This is a genomic window from Pseudomonas bharatica (assembly GCF_048586865.1).
Lineage (GTDB): Bacteria > Pseudomonadota > Gammaproteobacteria > Pseudomonadales > Pseudomonadaceae > Aquipseudomonas > Aquipseudomonas bharatica.
Window position 1 is genome coordinate 108,724 of record NZ_JBMAWR010000016.1, and the last position, 16,811, is coordinate 125,534.

Annotated in this window: 14 protein-coding genes; 3 read left to right on the plus strand and 11 right to left on the minus strand. The window is 63.7% G+C overall.

The features are described 5' to 3' along the window. Window positions 1–22 precede the first annotated feature (22 nt). A complete protein-coding gene (locus ACKLLE_RS18345) occupies window positions 23–940 on the plus strand; it encodes a class I SAM-dependent methyltransferase (RefSeq protein ID WP_420058699.1) in 918 nt (305 codons plus the stop codon). A 64-nt stretch (window positions 941–1,004) separates the two neighbouring features. On the opposite strand, the gene ACKLLE_RS18350 is transcribed toward ACKLLE_RS18345, so the two are convergent. From ACKLLE_RS18350 to gcl, 9 genes are all read right to left on the minus strand, one after another. After that, entirely contained in the window at window positions 1,005–3,038 is a 2,034-nt protein-coding gene (locus ACKLLE_RS18350) for a mechanosensitive ion channel family protein (protein ID WP_420058700.1), read from the minus strand. Window positions 3,039–3,242: 204 nt separating this feature from the next. Next, window positions 3,243–4,244 carry a sulfate ABC transporter substrate-binding protein gene (locus ACKLLE_RS18355; RefSeq protein ID WP_009397646.1) on the minus strand — a complete coding sequence of 334 codons (1,002 nt, stop codon included), beginning with the start codon at window positions 4,242–4,244 and terminating at the stop codon, window positions 3,243–3,245. Between the two features lie 96 nt (window positions 4,245–4,340). Next, the gene (locus ACKLLE_RS18360; RefSeq protein ID WP_420058701.1) at window positions 4,341–5,165 is read right to left on the minus strand and encodes an ion transporter; all 825 of its coding nucleotides are present in this window, start codon (window positions 5,163–5,165) and stop codon (window positions 4,341–4,343) included. Between the two features lie 173 nt (window positions 5,166–5,338). After that, window positions 5,339–6,196, minus strand: coding sequence for an urea transporter (locus tag ACKLLE_RS18365; RefSeq protein ID WP_420058702.1), 858 nt, complete (start codon window positions 6,194–6,196; stop codon window positions 5,339–5,341). Between the two features lie 132 nt (window positions 6,197–6,328). Further along, entirely contained in the window at window positions 6,329–7,744 is a 1,416-nt protein-coding gene (gene pyk, locus ACKLLE_RS18370) for a pyruvate kinase (protein ID WP_064302560.1), read from the minus strand. Next, entirely contained in the window at window positions 7,734–9,014 is a 1,281-nt protein-coding gene (locus ACKLLE_RS18375; protein WP_064302561.1) for a glycerate kinase type-2 family protein, read from the minus strand. The genes pyk and ACKLLE_RS18375 overlap by 11 nt, the downstream gene beginning before the upstream one ends. A 163-nt stretch (window positions 9,015–9,177) precedes the next feature. Next, window positions 9,178–10,071: a 2-hydroxy-3-oxopropionate reductase gene (locus ACKLLE_RS18380; protein ID WP_009397636.1), complete on the minus strand. Its 894-nt coding sequence runs from the start codon at window positions 10,069–10,071 to the stop codon at window positions 9,178–9,180. 171 nt (window positions 10,072–10,242) lie between these two features. Next, window positions 10,243–11,025 (minus strand): hydroxypyruvate isomerase, encoded by a 783-nt coding sequence (gene hyi / locus ACKLLE_RS18385; protein ID WP_420058703.1) that lies wholly within the window; start codon window positions 11,023–11,025, stop codon window positions 10,243–10,245. A gap of 57 nt (window positions 11,026–11,082) precedes the next feature. Next, window positions 11,083–12,858, minus strand: coding sequence for a glyoxylate carboligase (gcl, locus tag ACKLLE_RS18390; protein WP_009397628.1), 1,776 nt, complete (start codon window positions 12,856–12,858; stop codon window positions 11,083–11,085). Window positions 12,859–13,113: 255 nt separating this feature from the next. Between gcl and ACKLLE_RS18395 the strand changes: the two genes are divergently transcribed. Further along, window positions 13,114–13,554, plus strand: coding sequence for a GlcG/HbpS family heme-binding protein (locus tag ACKLLE_RS18395; protein WP_064302564.1), 441 nt, complete (start codon window positions 13,114–13,116; stop codon window positions 13,552–13,554). A 103-nt stretch (window positions 13,555–13,657) separates the two neighbouring features. Here ACKLLE_RS18395 and ACKLLE_RS18400 read toward each other — a convergent pair whose 3' ends face one another. Further along, window positions 13,658–14,998 (minus strand): Fic family protein, encoded by a 1,341-nt coding sequence (locus tag ACKLLE_RS18400; RefSeq protein WP_420058704.1) that lies wholly within the window; start codon window positions 14,996–14,998, stop codon window positions 13,658–13,660. Between the two features lie 86 nt (window positions 14,999–15,084). Further along, on the minus strand, window positions 15,085–15,693 hold the full coding sequence (locus ACKLLE_RS18405; protein ID WP_064302566.1) for a TetR/AcrR family transcriptional regulator: 609 nt from the start codon (window positions 15,691–15,693) through the stop codon (window positions 15,085–15,087). A 179-nt stretch (window positions 15,694–15,872) separates the two neighbouring features. Here ACKLLE_RS18405 and ACKLLE_RS18410 point away from each other — a divergent pair, with 179 nt between their 5' ends. Further along, window positions 15,873–16,784, plus strand: a complete 912-nt coding sequence (locus tag ACKLLE_RS18410) for a DUF808 domain-containing protein (RefSeq protein WP_420058705.1) — start codon at window positions 15,873–15,875, stop codon at window positions 16,782–16,784. Window positions 16,785–16,811: the final 27 nt, after the last annotated feature.

Consider the following 16,811-nt stretch of genomic DNA (forward strand, 5'->3'; position numbering starts at 1 on the left):
TTTAGCCTGCTGAACACCTGCCATGACCGCTGCCATCGACACCCTGCATCAACACCTGCGCACCGCCCTGAACCCGCCGCCGAGTGAAACCCGGCGGCTGTTCCACGGTCGCGGGCGTTGCTGGCCGGGACTGGAGCAGATCACCGTGGATTGGCTGCAGGGTGTGCTGCTGGTGGCGCTGTTCCGCGAGCCGCCCGAGGGGCAGCTCGAGGCGCTGCAAGACATGCTGCGCGTGTTGGCGACGGGCGACATGGCGGTGCTGATCCAGCATCGCTACCTGCCGGACAGCCCGGGCTACTGGCTGCTGGGCGAGCCCTGCACGCACAAGGTCATCGACGAGGACGGGCTGCGCTACCAGCTCGACCTCGGCCTGAAACAGAACAACGGCCTGTTCCTCGATATGCGCTATGGCCGGCGCTGGGTACGCGAGCACGCGGCGGACAAGCGGGTGCTCAACCTGTTCGCCTATACCTGCGGCTTCTCGGTGGCAGCGATTGCCGGTGGGGCGCAGCAGGTGGTCAACCTCGACATGTCGAAGGCCGCGCTGTCCCGCGGGCGTGATAATCACCGGCTGAACGGGCATGACCTGGGCCGCGTCGGGTTTCTTGGGCACGAGTTGTTCAAGTCGTGGGGCAAGGTGCGCAAGTCGGCGCCTTATGACCTGATCATCATCGACCCGCCGAGCTTCCAGAAGGGCAGCTTTGCCCTGACCCAGGACTACGCGAAGATCCTGCGCCGCTTGCCGGAGCTGCTCAGCGAGGGCGGCACGGTACTGGCCTGCGTCAACGATCCGGGGATCGGGCCGGAGTTCCTGATCCAGGGCATGGCGGAGCAGGCGCCGGGCCTGACGTTCATCGAGCGCCTGGAAAACCCGCCGGAGTTTGCGGATGTGGATGTGGCCGGGGGGCTCAAGGCCCTGGTTTTCCGACAGATCGCATAACTTGCGGACTCAGCGCGGACTCTGTGGGAGCGGGTAAACCCGCTCCCACAGAGTCCGCGTTCAGTCAGACGCTGGTATCTCCGACTCTCTGCGGCAGCGGATTGTACTGTGCGAAGCTCACCTCATCGGTTTGATCCACCAGCTTCTTCAACCGCTCGTTGAACGCCCGGTTCACCGCATACTGCCCACCCGACGTGGTCCTGAACTGCGCGGTCAGGGTCATTCCGTTGAGGTTCATGCTGTCTACGCCGAATACCTGCAGCGGCCCCTGCAGGTTGTGGCGCAGGATCGGATCCTCGCTGATCGACTGCCCCGCCTCGCGGATCAGCTTCAACGCCACGTCCACGTCCGAGTCATAGCTGAACTGCACCGAGAAGAAGGCATAGGCGAACTGCCGCGACTGGTTGGTGACCGCCTTGATCTGCCCGAACGGTACCGAGTGCACGAAGCCCTTGCCGTCGCGCAGGCGCAGGGTGCGGATGGTCAGGCTTTCCACGGTGCCGGCATGCCCGGAGTCGAGCACCACCCAGTCGCCGATGGCGATGGTGTCCTCGATCAGGATGAACAAGCCGGTGATGACATCCTGCACCAATTGCTGCGAGCCGAAGCCGATGGCCAGGCCGACTACCCCGGCGCCGGCGAGGAACGGCGCGACGTTGATCCCCAGGTTGGCCATGGTGGTGATGGTGCAGATCACCACCAGCACCACCTTGGTGGCGTTGCGCAGCATCGGCAGGATAGTCCGAGTGCGGGTGCTGGGCTGGCGGGTATTGCGCCGCCCCGGGGTCGGCTTCAACGCTTCCTGGATGGCCGTGTCGATCACTACCCAGAGCAGCCAGGTCACCAGCAGGATCAGGCCGATGCTGCTCAGCGAATCGCTGATCGCCCGGCCGAAGCTGTTGCGCAGGGCAAAGTCCAGCACCGAGAAACCCCAGATGCGTCCGAGCAATTCGATAAAGGCTACTGCCATGGCGACGCGCAGCAGGGCATGGGCCAGGCTGTAGAGCAGCTCCTTGTAGGGACGCAGGCGCTGTTCCGGATTGCGCGGCGGGTTGAGAAAGTGCTGCAGGGTGATGCTGAGGAATACCGTGCCGATCAGCAGCACGGTGGTCAGCAACGCCTTCTGCAGGGCGCGCTGGCTTTCCTCGCCGGCGCCGATCAGGTTGATCCCCGAGACCAGGATCATCATCAGGATCGGCAGGTACCAGATGGCCGAGAAGATCCGCAGGGTTTCCTGCACGGCGCGGTGCTGCAGGCGGTCCTTGAGGCTGCGGTTGCGGATCAGGTGCGCCATCGGACGACGCGAGCGCAACACCACCACGGCGAAGATCAGGGTCGCCAGCAGGCCGGTGACCACCGCGATACTGCTGGTCAGGTTGCCGCCCAGTTGGCGGGAAATCTGCGGGCTGGTCAGGGCGTCGCTCCAGGCGGCGAGGAAGCCGATCAGGAACAGCGGCCGCGGCGCTGCCTCACGGATGATCTGCACCGCTGTGCGCTTGTGGCCGACATCGAACAGGGTAATCAGGCACAGGATCAGGGTGGTGGAGAAGATCCCGCTGCTGGTGGCGTAGGCCAGGCTCATGCCCAGCGCGCGGCCCACCGACGGGTCGAGCTGACGGCTGACGAACAGCGCCGCAGGCAGGCTGACGATGGCCGGCAGGGTGTAGGGCAGCAGGTAGGCCAGCAGCTTTTGCGGCCGCGGATGGCTGCGCAGCAGGCGGGTACGCTGGCTGGCGCGGGCGGCCAGACGGCCGAGGTAGCACAGCAGGGCGAAGGTCGCGGCCCAGCTGGCGCTGAGGATGAGGAAATCCCAGGTCATCGCCATCAGGTCGTCGGCATCGTGGCGGTCGACCAACTGGTTGACCTCCTTTGCCGCCCGGTCGGTGCGCAGGCGCCAGTTGTCGAGCAGGTGGTGATCGATGTCCAGTTCCTGGGAAACATCGTCGAGGCCGCTGGCGAGGGTGCCGAGCAGACCGCCCTGGACGACCGGTTCCGGTTCCTTGGCCGGTTGTTCCTCGGTGACGGCCGCCAGGGGGCCGGCCAGCGCCTGCAGGCTCAGCAGGGTACAGAAGAGAACGGTGAGCAGGGGGCGGATCACGGGATACTCCTTCAGCCGTGGGGTGACGGAAAGGGTAGACAATGATCGGGCGGGGATTGCTGAGCTGGATTCGGGATTTTGAGGCCGCTTCGCGGCCCTTTCGCCGGCAACGCCGGCTCCCACAGGTTCGTGTGCTCCGCTGAACCTTGTGGGAGCCGGCGTTGCCGGCGATGAGGCCCTGGGGTCAGACCCCGAGGCCGGGGCTTACTTGCCGCTATAGATCTGGTCGAAGATCCCGCCATCATTGAAGTGGGTCTTCTGCACGGTGCGCCAGTCGCCGAAGGTCTTCTCCACCGAGAGGAATTGCACTTTCGGGAAGCGGTCGGTGTACTTGGCCAGGACCTTCTCGTCCCGCGGACGTAGGTAGTTGCTGGCGGCGATTTCCTGGGCTTCAGGCGACCACAGGTACTTCAGGTATTCCTCGGCGGTCGCCCGGCTGCCTTTCTTGTCGACCACCTTGTCCACCACGCTCACCGGCGGCTCGGCCTCGGCGGAGACGCTCGGGTAGATCACCTCGAACTGATCGCGGCCGAATTCCCGGGCGATCATTTCCGCTTCGTTCTCGAAGGTCACCAGCACGTCGCCGATCTGGTTGGTCATGAAGGTGGTGGTGGCGGCGCGGCCACCGGTATCGAGCACCGGCGCCTGCTTGAACAGCTTGCCGACGAAGTCCTTGGCCTTGGCTTCGTCGCCGCCGGTCTTGAGCACGTAGCCCCAGGCCGACAGGTAGGTGTAGCGGCCGTTACCCGAGGTCTTCGGGTTCGGCACGATCACCTGCACGCCGTCCTTGAGCAGGTCCGGCCAGTCCTTCAGGGCCTTGGGGTTGCCCTTGCGCACGATGAACACCGTGGCCGAGGTGAAGGGCGCGCTGTTGTTCGGCAGGCGGGTGACCCAGTTGTCCGGGACCAATTGGCCGTTGTCGGCCAGGGCATTGATGTCGGTGGCCATGTTCATGGTAATGACATCCGCCGGCAGGCCGTCGATCACCGAGCGCGCCTGCTTGCTGGAGCCGCCGAAGGACATCTGGATGTTGATCTTCTCTTTGTGCTCGGCTTCCCAGTGCTTCTGGAAGGCAAGGTTGTAGTCCTTGTAGAAGTCGCGCATCACGTCGTAGGAGACGTTCAGCAGCGGTGCGGGAGCGGCCTGGGCGAGGCCGCCCACGACCAGGCTCGCGGCGAGGAGCGAGGCGCCAAAGAGTTTTTTCACTGTGCATTCCTTGTTGGAGTTGGTTGGGATAACAGCATTGTGCCAGCGACTATAGCCAATGGCCCTTAGGCACAAAAAGATTAAAAACGACTTTGCTTATTCCACCTTCCGGAACAGCGCGTTGCCACAGCGCGAGCAGAAGGCGGCGCCGTGTTCATGGCTGTTCTTGCGGCACACCGGGCAATCGTGGCGCAGTTGCTCGCCGCGCATGGCATTGGCCAGTTCGGCAGTAAAGATACCCGTAGGCACGGCGATGATCGAGTAACCGGTGATCATCACCATCGACGAGATCACCTGGCCCAGCGGCGTCTTGGGCACGATATCGCCGAAGCCCACGGTGGTGAGGGTGACGATGGCCCAGTAGATGCCCTTGGGAATGCTGGTGAAACCGTGTTCCGGACCCTCGACCACATACATCAGGGTGCCGAACACCGTGACCAGGGTCGAGACACTGACCAGGAACACGATGATCTTCTGCTTGCTGCCGCGCAGGGCGTCGAGCAGGTAGTGGGCCTGTTTCAGGTAGGGGCTGAGCTTGAGCACGCGGAAAATCCGCAGCATGCGGATGACCCGGACGATCAGCAGGTACTGGGCGTCGCTGTAGTACAGGGCGATGATCCCGGGCACGATCGCCAGCAGGTCGACCAGGCCATAGAAGCTGAAGGCGTAGCGCAGGGGCTTGGGCGAGCAGTACAGGCGCAGCAGGTACTCGACCAGGAAGACGGCGGTGAAGCCCCACTCGATGGCGGCGAGCAGGCCGGCGTAGCCCTGGTGGACTTCGTCGATGCTGTCGAGGATCACGGTAACCAGGCTGGCCAGGATGATCAGCAGCAGGATGGTGTCGAAGCGGCGTCCGGCAACGGTGTCGGTCTGGAAGACGATGACGAAGAGCCGCTGGCGCAGGCTCTGGGGGGTGTTCATAAAGGTGGTGGTTCCAAGAGCGGGGGTGATGCTGGGAAGCCTAGGGTGGGTTCCGGGAACTATGCAAGTCGGCAAAGACGACAGCGGACCCTGTGGGAGCGGGTTTACCCGCGATTACGATGGTGAGTCCACTATCGCAATCGCGGGTGAACCCGCTCCCACAGGGCATTGCGTCAGCCTTGGATATAGCGGTTTTGCACGCCCAGCCGCACCATCCAGCACGCCACGATGAACGGTGCGGTCAGCCCCGGGATCGGCAGCAGGTTGAACAGCGGCTGCACCGCGATCGCCAGGACGATCGCCAGCAAGGGTTTCCACGGCTGCGAGCGCGTGCCGCTGAAGGCCAGGGCCGCCAGCGCTGCATTGAAGCCGTACAGCCCCAGGTACGCGGCCGTGGCTTCCCCGCCGATCAGCGCAACACTGCCGCCGATCGCTGCGCCGACGAAGGCCCAGGCCGCCGCATAGCGGTCCGCTAGCAGCAGCCCCAGGGCGATCAGCAGCCCGGCCAGCGGCTGGTCCAGCAGGAAGATCTGCCCCAGCCCCCGGGCGAGGGCATCCAGCGGGTTGGCCTGCACCGGCCCGCTGGCCTGCGCCGTCGGTTCGGCGATCAGCAACAGCGCCCAGCCGGCCAGCACGAAGGGCAGGGTGTAGGCCGGCAACAGCACCGACCCGCCACGCTTGAGCCATTGATGCACCAGCATGCTGCTCAGCCCGGCAACGGCGATGATCAGCGGCAGGAGGAGCGGCGACCAGGGCAGCAGGTAGCTGAACAGCAGGCCGATCAGCACGCCGTTGTAGCTGTACAGCCCGGCCTGGCGATCGGCGCGGTTGTAGCCGCGCCGCTGGGCAGTGAGCAGGCCGGCGAGGGCGCCCAGCAGTGCGCCGCCGAGCAGGTGGGGCGCGGTGAGAAGAATGGCCAGCAGGCAACACAGGCCGCACAGCGGATTACGCTGCAGCAGCACCTGGCTGAAGCCGTTGAGCAATGCGGTGGCCCAATCCGGGCACGGATTGACTAGGTTTTTCGTGTACATGGCAGTAGGTCTGGATTAAGTGGGTCGCCTCTTTGGGCGGGTCTTGTCCCACGGTTATTGATCGCGAAGCAGGCCGGCGATCACGGATTCACGCGGATGAATCGGTGGCCGCCAACCTGCCTCGCGAAGACGTCAAAGCAGTGTTTCGATACGCAGCGAGTTAGTCGATCCCGGCTGGCCAAAAGGCACGCCGGCCGTGATCAACAGGGTGTCGCCGCGGTTGGCCATGCCCTGGGCCTGGGCGATTTCCAGCGCGGTGGAGCAAACCTCGTCGACCTGGCGCAGGCGGTCGTTGACCACCGAGTGCACACCCCACACCACGCTCAGGCGCCGCGCGGTGCCCAGGTTTGGAGTCAGGTTGAGGATCGGTGCCCGTGGCCGCTCGCGGGAGGCGCGCAGGGTCGAGTTGCCCGACTCGCTGTAGTTGACCAGCACTGCCACCGGCAGGATCCCGCTGATACGGCGGATCGCGCAGCTGATGGCATCGGAGACGGTCGCCTCGGCCTTCGGCCGGCCGACGTCGAGCTGGGTCTGGTAATCCGGGCCTGCTTCGACCTGGCGAATGATCTTGCTCATCATCTGCACCGCTTCCAGCGGGTAGTCGCCGGAGGCGGTTTCCGCCGACAGCATGACCGCATCGGCGCCTTCGGCCACGGCGTTGGCGACGTCGGTCACCTCGGCGCGGGTCGGGGCAGGGGAGAAGCGCATCGACTCCAGCATCTGCGTCGCTACGACAACCGGCCGACCCAGTTGGCGGCAGGTAGCGATGATGTTCTTCTGGATCTGCGGCACGGCCTCGGCCGGCACTTCCACGCCCAGGTCGCCGCGGGCGACCATGATCGCGTCGCTCAGCTCGGCGATCTCGCGCAGTTGGGTGACGGCCGATGGCTTCTCGATCTTGGCCATCAGGAACGCACGGTCACCGATCAACTCGCGGGCTTCGGCGATGTCTTCGGGACGCTGGACGAACGACAGCGCCACCCAGTCAACGCCCAGTTCCAGGCCGAAGGCCAGGTCGCGGCGGTCCTTGGCGGTCAGCGGGCTGAGGTCGAGCACGGCCTGCGGCACGTTCACGCCTTTGCGATCGGACAGCTCGCCACCGTTGAGCACCTCGGTGTCGATGGCGTCGGCATGCTTGGCGGTCACTCGCAGGCGCAGGCGACCGTCATCCACCAGCAGGTCCATGCCCGGTTCCAGTGCGGCGATGATCTCCGGGTGCGGCAGGTTGACCCGCGTGGCGTCGCCCGGGGTCGGGTCGAGGTCCAGGCGCAGGGCCTGGCCACGCTTGAGCATGGCCTTGCCTTCGGCCAGGCGGCCGACGCGCAGCTTCGGCCCTTGCAGGTCCATGAGGATGCCCAGCGGGTAGTTCAGCTGGGCCTCGACTTCGCGGATCCACTGGTAGCGCATGGCGTGGTCGGCATGCTCGCCGTGGCTGAAGTTGAGGCGGAAGATGTTCACCCCGGCTTCCACCAGCTGGCGGACATCGTCGATGCCCTTGGTCGCGGGGCCGAGGGTGGCGAGGATTTTGACTTTCTTGTCAGGCGTCATGGTGGGCAGTCTCAAGAATGAGGATGGCGCGGAAATCGTTGACGTTGGTGCGGGTCGGCTCGGTGACGATCAGCGCGTCGAGCGCGGCGAAGTAGCCGTAGCCATTGTTGTTGTCCAACTCGTCGGTGGCCGACAGGCCCAGGGCGGCGGCGCGGGCGTAGCTGTCCGGGGTCATGATGGCGCCGGCGTTGTCCTCCGAGCCATCGATGCCGTCGGTGTCGCCGGCGATGGCGTAGACGCCCGGCAGGCCCTTGAGGCTTTCGGTCAGGCTGAGGAGGAATTCCGCGTTGCGCCCGCCACGGCCGTTGCCGCGCACGGTCACGGTGGTTTCACCACCGGAAAGGATCACGCAGGGCGCGGCCAGTGGCTGGCCATGCAGGACCACCTGGCGGGCGATGCCGGCATGGACCTTGGCCACTTCCCGCGATTCACCTTCCAGGTCGCCGAGGATCAGCGGGCTGAAGCCGGCCTGGCGGGCTTTCACCGCAGCGGCTTCCAGCGACTGCTGGGGCCGGGCGATCAATTGGAAATGGCTGCGGGCCAGGGCCGGGTCGTCGGCCTTGACGGTCTCCGAAGCGGGGTTGTTGAGCCAGTCGATGACGGCTTTCGGCGCTTCGATGTTGTAGCGCTTGAGGATCGCCAAGGCATCGGCCGAGGTGCTCGGGTCGGCCACGGTCGGGCCGGAAGCGATGACCGTGGCCAGGTCGCCAGGCACGTCGGAAATCGCATAGGTGTACACGGTGGCCGGCCAGCAGGCCTTGGCCAGGCGGCCGCCCTTGATCGCCGAGAGGTGCTTGCGTACGCAGTTCATCTCGCCGATGGTGGCGCCGGACTTGAGCAGGGCCTTGTTGATCTGCTGCTTGTCGGCCAGGGTCAGGCCTTCGGCGGGCAGGGCCAGCAAGGCGGAGCCACCGCCGGAGAGCAGGAAGATCACTCGGTCGTCGGCGCTCAGGTCGCTGACCATGTCCAGCACGCGCCTGGCCACGGCCAGGCCGGCGGCGTCGGGGACGGGGTGGGCGGCTTCCACCACTTCGATTTTCGAGCAGCTGGCGCCGTGGCCGTAGCGGGTCACTACGAGACCGCGGACCTCGCCCTGCCAGGCGCGCTCGACCACTTCGGCCATGGCGGCGGCGGCCTTGCCGGCGCCGATGACGATCACCCGACCACTGCGGTCGGCAGGCAGATGGGCTTCAAGCACCTGACGCGGGTGCGCGGCGTCGATGGCCGTGGCGAACAGGTCGCGGAGAAAGTGTTGCGGATCGACCGACATCTCAGGCCTCCAAATCTTATTGTTCTGCAGAATCAAAAACGCCCCTGGAACGGCCTCCGTGCAGGCTGAACCAGGGGCGGTGTTGCTCTAGTGCAACTGCCAGCCTCAGGGGCTGAAGGAAACGATGCGCGGTCCCTTCGATCCGCGGGCTGGCAGGCGTTGCTTATTTGTCGTCGCGGATCGAGAAGTTGGCCATGTGTTCCAGGCCCTTGATCAGCGCCGAGTGGTCCCAGTTGGCACCACCGATGGCCGCGCAGGTGCTGAACACCTGCTGGGCGTTGGAGGTGTTGGGCAGGTTGATGTTCAGCTCCTTGGCGCCTTGCAGGGCCAGGTTCAGGTCCTTCTGGTGCAGGCTGATGCGGAAGCCCGGATCGAAGGTGCCCTTGATCATGCGCTCGCCGTGCACTTCGAGGATCTTCGACGAGGCGAAGCCGCCCATCAGTGCTTCGCGGACCTTGGCCGGATCGGCGCCATTCTTCGCGGCGAACAGCAGGGCCTCGGCGACGGCCTGGATGTTCAGGGCGACGATGATCTGGTTGGCGACCTTGGCGGTCTGGCCGTCACCGTTGCCGCCGACGCGGGTGATGTTCTTGCCCATGGCCTGGAACAGCGGCAGGGTGCGCTCGAAGGCTTTCGGGCAGCCACCGACCATGATGCTCAGGGTCGCGGCCTTGGCCCCGACTTCGCCGCCGGACACCGGGGCGTCCAGGTAGGCGGCGCCGGTGGCCTTGATCTTCTCGGCGAAGGCCTTGGTGGCGGTGGGGGAGATCGAGCTCATGTCGATCACGATCTTGTTCGGGCCGACGCCTTCGGCGACGCCGTTTTCACCGAACAGGACGCTTTCCACCTGCGGGGTGTCGGGGACCATGACGATGATGAATTCGGCTTCCTGGGCCACTTCCTTCGGATTGGCCAGGGCCACGGCGCCAGCGGCGATCAGGTCGGCCGGAGCGGCGTCGTGGTGGGTGGAAACGAACAGGCTGTGACCCGCCTTCTGCAGGTTCTGCGCCATTGGGCGGCCCATGATGCCGGTGCCGATGAATCCGATTTTAGCCATGAGAATGTGCCTCTTTTATTTATTGGGTCTCGAAAGCGCCGCCGGACCCTGTGGGAGCGGGTTTATCGGAGCGCCGAACCGCCACGATTGCGATGGTGGCTTCACTGCCGTCATCGCGGGTGAACCCGCTCCCACAGGTTCGGTGTCCAGCCGTTCCGGCGAGACGGGATCTCAGATCGCGTTATGAGTCTTCAACCAGCCCAGACCTTCTTCAGTGGTGGTCCTGGGCTTGTACTCCGCGCCCACCCAGCCCTGGTAGCCGATGCGGTCCAGGTGCTCGAACAGGAAGCGGTAGTTGATCTCGCCGGTGCCCGGTTCGTGACGGCCCGGGTTGTCGGCCAGCTGGATGTGGTTGATCTTCGCCAGGTTGCTTTCCACGGTACGCGCCAGGTCACCTTCCATGATCTGCATGTGGTAGATGTCGTACTGCAGGAACAGGTTGTCGCTGCCCACTTCGGCCTGGATCTCCAGCGCTTGCTGGGTGGTGTTCAGGTAGAAGCCCGGGATGTCGCGGGTGTTGATCATTTCCATGACCAGCTTGATCCCGGCAGCCTTGAGCTTGTCGGCGGCGAAACGCAGGTTGTCGACGAAGGTCTTGCGCACGGTGGCGCAGTCCGGGCCCTGTGGACGAATCCCGGCCAGGCAGTTGACCTGGGTATTGCCCAGCACCTGGGCGTAGGCGATGGCCAGGTCGACACCGCTGCGGAATTCCTCGACCCGCGCCGGGTCGCAGGCGATGCCGCGGTCACCCTTGGCCCAGTCGCCGGCCGGCAGGTTGAACAGCACCTGGGTCAGGCCATGGGCGTCGAGCTGCTGCTTGATCTCGGTGGCGGCGTAGTCGTACGGGAAAAGGTACTCGACACCGCTGAAGCCGGCGTCGGCAGCAGCCTTGAAGCGGGCCAGGAAGTCCTGTTCGGTGAACAGCATGGACAGGTTGGCGGCAAAGCGTGGCATGGTGGTCTCCTTGCTGGGTTGGGCCCCGTACCCTGAAGGGCGGGGCCTCGCAGACGATCAGTCGAGCAGCGAAATCGCGGTTGGCGCGTCGTTGCCGACCAGCGCCAGGTCTTCGAACTCGTTGACCGCGTTGATTTCGGTACCCATGGAAATGTTGGTAACGCGCTCGAGAATCACCTCGACCACCACCGGAACGCGGAACTCCTCGGCCATTTTCTGGGCCTTGAGCAGCGCCGGGGCGATCTCGGACGGGGTGAACACGCGCAGGGCCTTGCAACCCAGGCCTTCGACCACGGCCACGTGATCGACGCCGTAGCCGTTGACGTCCGGCGCGTTGATGTTCTCGAACGCCAGTTGTACACAGTAATCCATCTCGAAACCACGCTGCGCCTGGCGGATCAGGCCGAGGTAGGCGTTGTTCACCAGCACGTGGACGTACGGCAGGTTGAACTGCGCGCCCACCGCCAGTTCTTCGATCATGAACTGGAAGTCATAGTCGCCCGACAGCGCGACGACCTTGCGGCTCGGGTCGGCCTTGACCACGCCCAGGGCAGCCGGGATGGTCCAGCCCAGCGGGCCGGCCTGGCCGCAGTTGATCCAGTGGCGCGGCTTGTAGACGTGGAGGAACTGGGCGCCGGCGATCTGCGACAGACCGATGGTGCTGACGTAGGTGGTGTCCTTGCCGAACACCTCGTTCATTTCCTGGTACACGCGCTGTGGCTTGACCGGCACGTTGTCGAAGTTGGTCTTGCGCTGCAGGCTCGACTTGCGGGCCTGGCAGTCTTTCAGCCATTCGCCGCGGCACTTCAGTTTGCCGGCGGCTTTCCACTCGCGGGCCACTTCGAGGAAGGCGTCCAGGGCAGCGCCGGCGTCGGACACGATGCCCAGGTCCGGGGTGAACACGCGGCCGATCTGGGTCGGTTCGATATCGACATGGATGAAGGTACGGCCTTCGGTGTAGACGTCGACGGAACCGGTGTGACGGTTGGCCCAGCGGTTGCCGATGCCGAACACCAGGTCGGACTTGAGCAGGGTGGCGTTGCCGTAGCGGTGCGAGGTCTGCAGGCCGACCATGCCGACCATCAGCTCGTGGTCATCGGGGATGGTGCCCCAGCCCATCAGGGTCGGTACCACCGGCACGCCGGTCAGTTCGGCGAATTCGACCAGCTTGTCGCTGGCGTCGGCGTTGATGATGCCACCACCGGCGACCAGCAGCGGACGTTCGGCTTCATTGAGCAGGGCCAGGGCTTTTTCCGCTTGCTTGCGGGTAGCGGCTGGCCTGGTGACAGGCAGCGGCTCGTAGGCATCGATATCGAACTCGATCTCGGCCATCTGCACGTCGAACGGCAGGTCGATCAGCACCGGGCCCGGACGGCCGGTACGCATTTCGTAGAAGGCTTTCTGGAAGGCGTAAGGCACCTGGCCCGGCTCCAGGACGGTGGTTGCCCACTTGGTCACCGGCTTGACGATGCTGGTGATGTCCACGGCCTGGAAGTCTTCCTTGTGCAGGCGGGCACGCGGGGCCTGGCCGGTGATGCAGAGAATCGGGATGGAGTCGGCGGAAGCGCTGTACAGGCCGGTGACCATGTCGGTGCCGGCAGGGCCCGAGGTGCCGATGCACACGCCGATATTGCCGGCCTTGGTACGGGTGTAACCCTCGGCCATGTGCGAGGCGCCTTCAACGTGGCGAGCGAGGACGTGATCGATACCGCCGACTTTCTTCAGGGCCGAGTACAGCGGGTTGATCGCTGCACCAGGAATGCCAAACGCGGTTTCCACACCTTCGCGGCGCATCACCAGAACGGCTGCATCGATTGCTCTCATTTTGCTCATGGCTTTGTGCCTCATTGATGTTGTAATTGTATACAAGATGCTTTGCGCCAGAGTGTATTCACGGGACGCGGCTCTGGTCAATCCATTTTCGTCCGTGACCTGTGCTTTCGTCGAAACGCCGTAGAAACGGGCCTGGCGCGGCATAAGGTCGCAGCGTGCGAATTATTGTATACAAAAACATTTACCATTGTGTTCTATTTGGTCTATCAATTTTCACTTGCCCACAGGGCTTCATAACAACAAGAGGACCGTTTCATGAACGCATTGAGCTTGAAAGTCGCCGTCGGCCTGGTGAATGGCGCGCTGGCCGCGGGGCGCAAGATCGCCGCCGCGCCGCTGACCGTGGTGGTGCTGGACGCCGGTGGTCACCTGCTGGCCCTGCAACGGGAAGATGGCGCCAGCCTGCTGCGTCCGCAGGTGGCGATGGGCAAGGCCTGGGGAGCTATCGCCCTGGGCAAGGGCTCGCGTTTGCTGGCGCTGGACGCACAGCAGCGCCCGGCATTCTTTGCCGCGTTGAATGGCCTGGGCCAGAGCCCGGTGGTGCCTGCGCCGGGTGGCGTGCTGATCCGCAATGAGGCGGGCGTGGTACTGGGCGCGATCGGGATCAGCGGGGATACGTCGGATATCGACGAACAGTGCGCGATCAGTGCGATCGAGGAGGCGGGGCTGCGGGCGGATGCGGGGGTTGCGGCTTGATCTGATACCTGTGCTGTAACTGATGGCCCCATCGCTGGCAAGCCCCCACAGGGTTAGCGGCGCCGCAGACCCTGTGGGAGCTGGCTTGCCAGCGATGGGGCCCTCACTTTTTTCTGATCTGGTCCGCTGCGTCCCCTCTAGCCACATAGCACCAGGTCTTGCCCTCCCTGACCTTGGCCAGCAGCTTCAGCTTCACCAGCTTCTCAAGATCAGCCCGCGCAGTCCCCTCCGAGACATCGAAGTCATTCTTCACTTCCTTCGCGACGAACAGCCGACCGGGGTTGCGCAGCACTTTTTTCAGCAGGTGAATCTGCCTGAAATTCAGATCCTTGTTGAAACCAGACTCTGCAATCAGGCCCATGACGTCATAGAACTCTTTCCTTTTGTTCTCGATATGAGAAAGGAACCCGGCCATAGCCCGTTCGATGATTCTGAGCTGATAGCAGATGAAGTACGTCAGGTCGAAATCATCGGTCTCAGTGAATAGATACGACTCGCCATATTGCATCGGCGCTTGCTTCAACAGCGCACTGATCGAGATGTACTCGAACGCCCAATAGCCGCTTTTCAGCATGTACCAGTAGAACAGGCACCTTGCCGTCCTGCCGTTGCCATCATTGAAGGGGTGCTCATAGCCGATCATGAAGTGCAGGATGATCGCCTTTACCGCAGGGTGGATGAATATCCTGCCATCGTGGCCGTCATGGCTTTCGTTAGCAAATTCACAGAGTTTTTCCAGGCGTTCCAGCAGTAGCCCTGCGTCCGGAGGTTGGTGAACGATTTCTTCGTCACGGCCTTTGACGTAGATGTCATTGGTTCTTCTAATTTCACCCGGGCAGGCGTGGTCTACCTGAATGTCTCTCGTGGCCTCGGCGTGAAAGCGCCGGACCAATTCGATCGACAGCGGCAGTTCCTTGCTGTGTTTCGCCAGCTTCATCAGCATGAAGTTGTTGAAGATCATCCGCTCGTCGTCATTGACCGGTTCGCGTTCTTTTTCGAGCATTTCCTTGGCCACCCTTCTGATGGTCGCCGCGCCCTCCAGTTGAGCACTGGAAATTGCTTCTTCCATCATCAGCGACTCGACCAGAAACAGATTGCTCTCGTTGTTCGTAGAGGTGTTCGATACGCCAAGACCTAGCTTGGCATTGATGTGCTCTATATCGTGAATGACCGTATGGGCATAGTCAGGAAGACAATATTTGAACGGCTGCCCGTCTTCGGCGTATAGGCCAATGGACTTCAGAATCACGCTTCTTGAAAGCTTGACGGCGCCCCATGCAGCATTCGCATTGATGCCGGCAGGCACCCGGTGACGGAAATCGTGCCAGTGCAGATAACGTCCCTTCTCATCAACGGCAGAAAATCGAGGAATGAGCTCCAAAATCTCCCTGCCGTGCAGCTCGAGAATTTCCTTGTAGGGCTTGGGAACCTTGATGCTGGCCATGCTCAACTCAATTTGTCGAAAATTGAGTTGAGCCTACATCAGGAGGGGGGAGGGGTCAAAAAACGGTTAACATCAGCCAGCCGCCCTCAGGCATCCGGAGCACAACCTTTCAGCACCAGGCGAATAATCGTTTGCGTGGCCGCCTCGTAATCGCTCTCGTCCAGCTTCGCCTTCCCGGTCACCACCGAGATCTGCCAGTCGAAATCGGCGTAGGTCTGGGTCGCGGCCCAGATGCTGAACATCAGGTGGTGCGGGTCGACCGGGGCGATCCGGCCCTTGTCGATCCAGCGCTGGATGCAGGCGATATTGTGCCGGGCCTGGGCGTTCAATTGCTCGACCTGGCGCGGGCTCAGGTGCGGGGCGCCGTGCATGATCTCGCTGGCGAATACCTTGGAGGCGAACGGCAGGTCGCGGGAGATGCGCACCTTGGAGCGGATATAGGCGCTCAATACTTCTTCCGGGTCGCCCTCGGCATTGAACGGCGTCGAGGCCTGCATGATGGGCTCGATGATGCTTTCAAGGACCTCGCGGTAGAGGTTTTCCTTGGACTTGAAGTAGTAGTAGACGTTGGGCTTGGGCAGGCCGGCCTTGGCCGCGATATCGCTGGTCTTGGTGGCGGCGAAACCCTTGTCGGCGAATTCTTCACTGGCCGCGCGCAGGATCAGTTCTTTGTTGCGCTCGCGAATGCTGCTCATGGTTGGCGCTGTTCCTTGGTCTCGTCCCGGGCAGGCCGGGCAGGCGGTGGCGCATGGTAGCACCGGGCTCGCGAGGGGCTCAAGGCAGCGGCCCGGCGCTGCTCGCGATGGCACCAATGGGTATTTGCATGGTCAACCCGCTATCCTTTTGTAACTATCCTTTGCGCGAGACAGGACACATGGCAGGAAGCAGCCTTCTGGTATTGATCGACGATATCGCCACGGTACTCGATGATGTTTCCGTAATGACCAAGGTGGCGGCCAAGAAAACCGCCGGTGTCCTGGGCGATGACCTGGCGCTCAACGCGCAGCAGGTCACCGGGGTACGCGCCGAGCGGGAGATCCCGGTGGTGTGGGCGGTGTGCAAGGGGTCGTTGCTGAACAAGCTGATCCTGGTGCCGGCGGCCCTGCTGATCAGCGCGTTCATCCCTTGGGCGGTGACGCCGTTGCTGATGCTCGGCGGCGCATACCTGTGTTTCGAGGGCTTCGAAAAGCTGGCGCACAGGTTTCTGCATGGCACCGAGGAAAAGCAGGCGAACCATGCCGCGCTGAGCGAAGCCGCCGCCAATCCGGCAGTAGACCTGGTGGCCTTCGAGAAGGACAAGATCAAGGGCGCGATCCGCACCGACTTCATTCTCTCTGCGGAAATCATCGCCATCACCCTCGGCACCGTCGCCGATGCACCGCTGACCCAGCAGATCATCGTGCTCTCGGGCATCGCCCTGGTCATGACCATCGGCGTGTATGGCCTGGTGGCGGGGATCGTCAAGCTGGACGACCTGGGCCTGTGGATGACCGAAACCCGCAAGGGCATCGGCAAGCGCATCGGCCACGGCATCCTGCGCGCTGCGCCGTACCTGATGAAGACCCTGTCGGTGGTGGGCACGGCGGCGATGTTCCTGGTCGGCGGCGGGATCCTCGTGCATGGCGTCGCGCCGCTGCATCATGCGGTCGAGGCGTTCAGCCAGGGCAATGGCGGAGCGCTGACCAGCGCCCTGGTCAATGGTGTGCTCGGCATCGTCGCCGGCGCCGTGGTGCTGGCGCTGGTCAGCGTGGTCGGCAGGTTGTGGAAGGCAGTGCGGGGAGCGTAAGACCGTCGAGTCCTTTCTGGTCGGACG

Excerpts from the sequence above, each read along its gene's own strand:
- ACKLLE_RS18410 (WP_420058705.1), top strand. The coding sequence starts at position 15,873 with ATGGCAGGAAGCAGCCTTCTGGTATTGATCGACGATATCGCCACGGTA.
- ACKLLE_RS18345 (WP_420058699.1), top strand. The coding sequence starts at position 23 with ATGACCGCTGCCATCGACACCCTGCATCAACACCTGCGCACCGCCCTG.
- hyi (WP_420058703.1), bottom strand. The coding sequence starts at position 11,025 with ATGCCACGCTTTGCCGCCAACCTGTCCATGCTGTTCACCGAACAGGAC.
- ACKLLE_RS18375 (WP_064302561.1), bottom strand. The coding sequence starts at position 9,014 with ATGTCGGTCGATCCGCAACACTTTCTCCGCGACCTGTTCGCCACGGCC.
- gcl (WP_009397628.1), bottom strand. The coding sequence starts at position 12,858 with ATGAGCAAAATGAGAGCAATCGATGCAGCCGTTCTGGTGATGCGCCGC.
- ACKLLE_RS18365 (WP_420058702.1), bottom strand. The coding sequence starts at position 6,196 with ATGTACACGAAAAACCTAGTCAATCCGTGCCCGGATTGGGCCACCGCA.
- ACKLLE_RS18405 (WP_064302566.1), bottom strand. The coding sequence starts at position 15,693 with ATGAGCAGCATTCGCGAGCGCAACAAAGAACTGATCCTGCGCGCGGCC.
- ACKLLE_RS18380 (WP_009397636.1), bottom strand. The coding sequence starts at position 10,071 with ATGGCTAAAATCGGATTCATCGGCACCGGCATCATGGGCCGCCCAATG.
- ACKLLE_RS18395 (WP_064302564.1), top strand. The coding sequence starts at position 13,114 with ATGAACGCATTGAGCTTGAAAGTCGCCGTCGGCCTGGTGAATGGCGCG.
- pyk (WP_064302560.1), bottom strand. The coding sequence starts at position 7,744 with ATGACGCCTGACAAGAAAGTCAAAATCCTCGCCACCCTCGGCCCCGCG.
- ACKLLE_RS18360 (WP_420058701.1), bottom strand. The coding sequence starts at position 5,165 with ATGAACACCCCCCAGAGCCTGCGCCAGCGGCTCTTCGTCATCGTCTTC.
- ACKLLE_RS18400 (WP_420058704.1), bottom strand. The coding sequence starts at position 14,998 with ATGGCCAGCATCAAGGTTCCCAAGCCCTACAAGGAAATTCTCGAGCTG.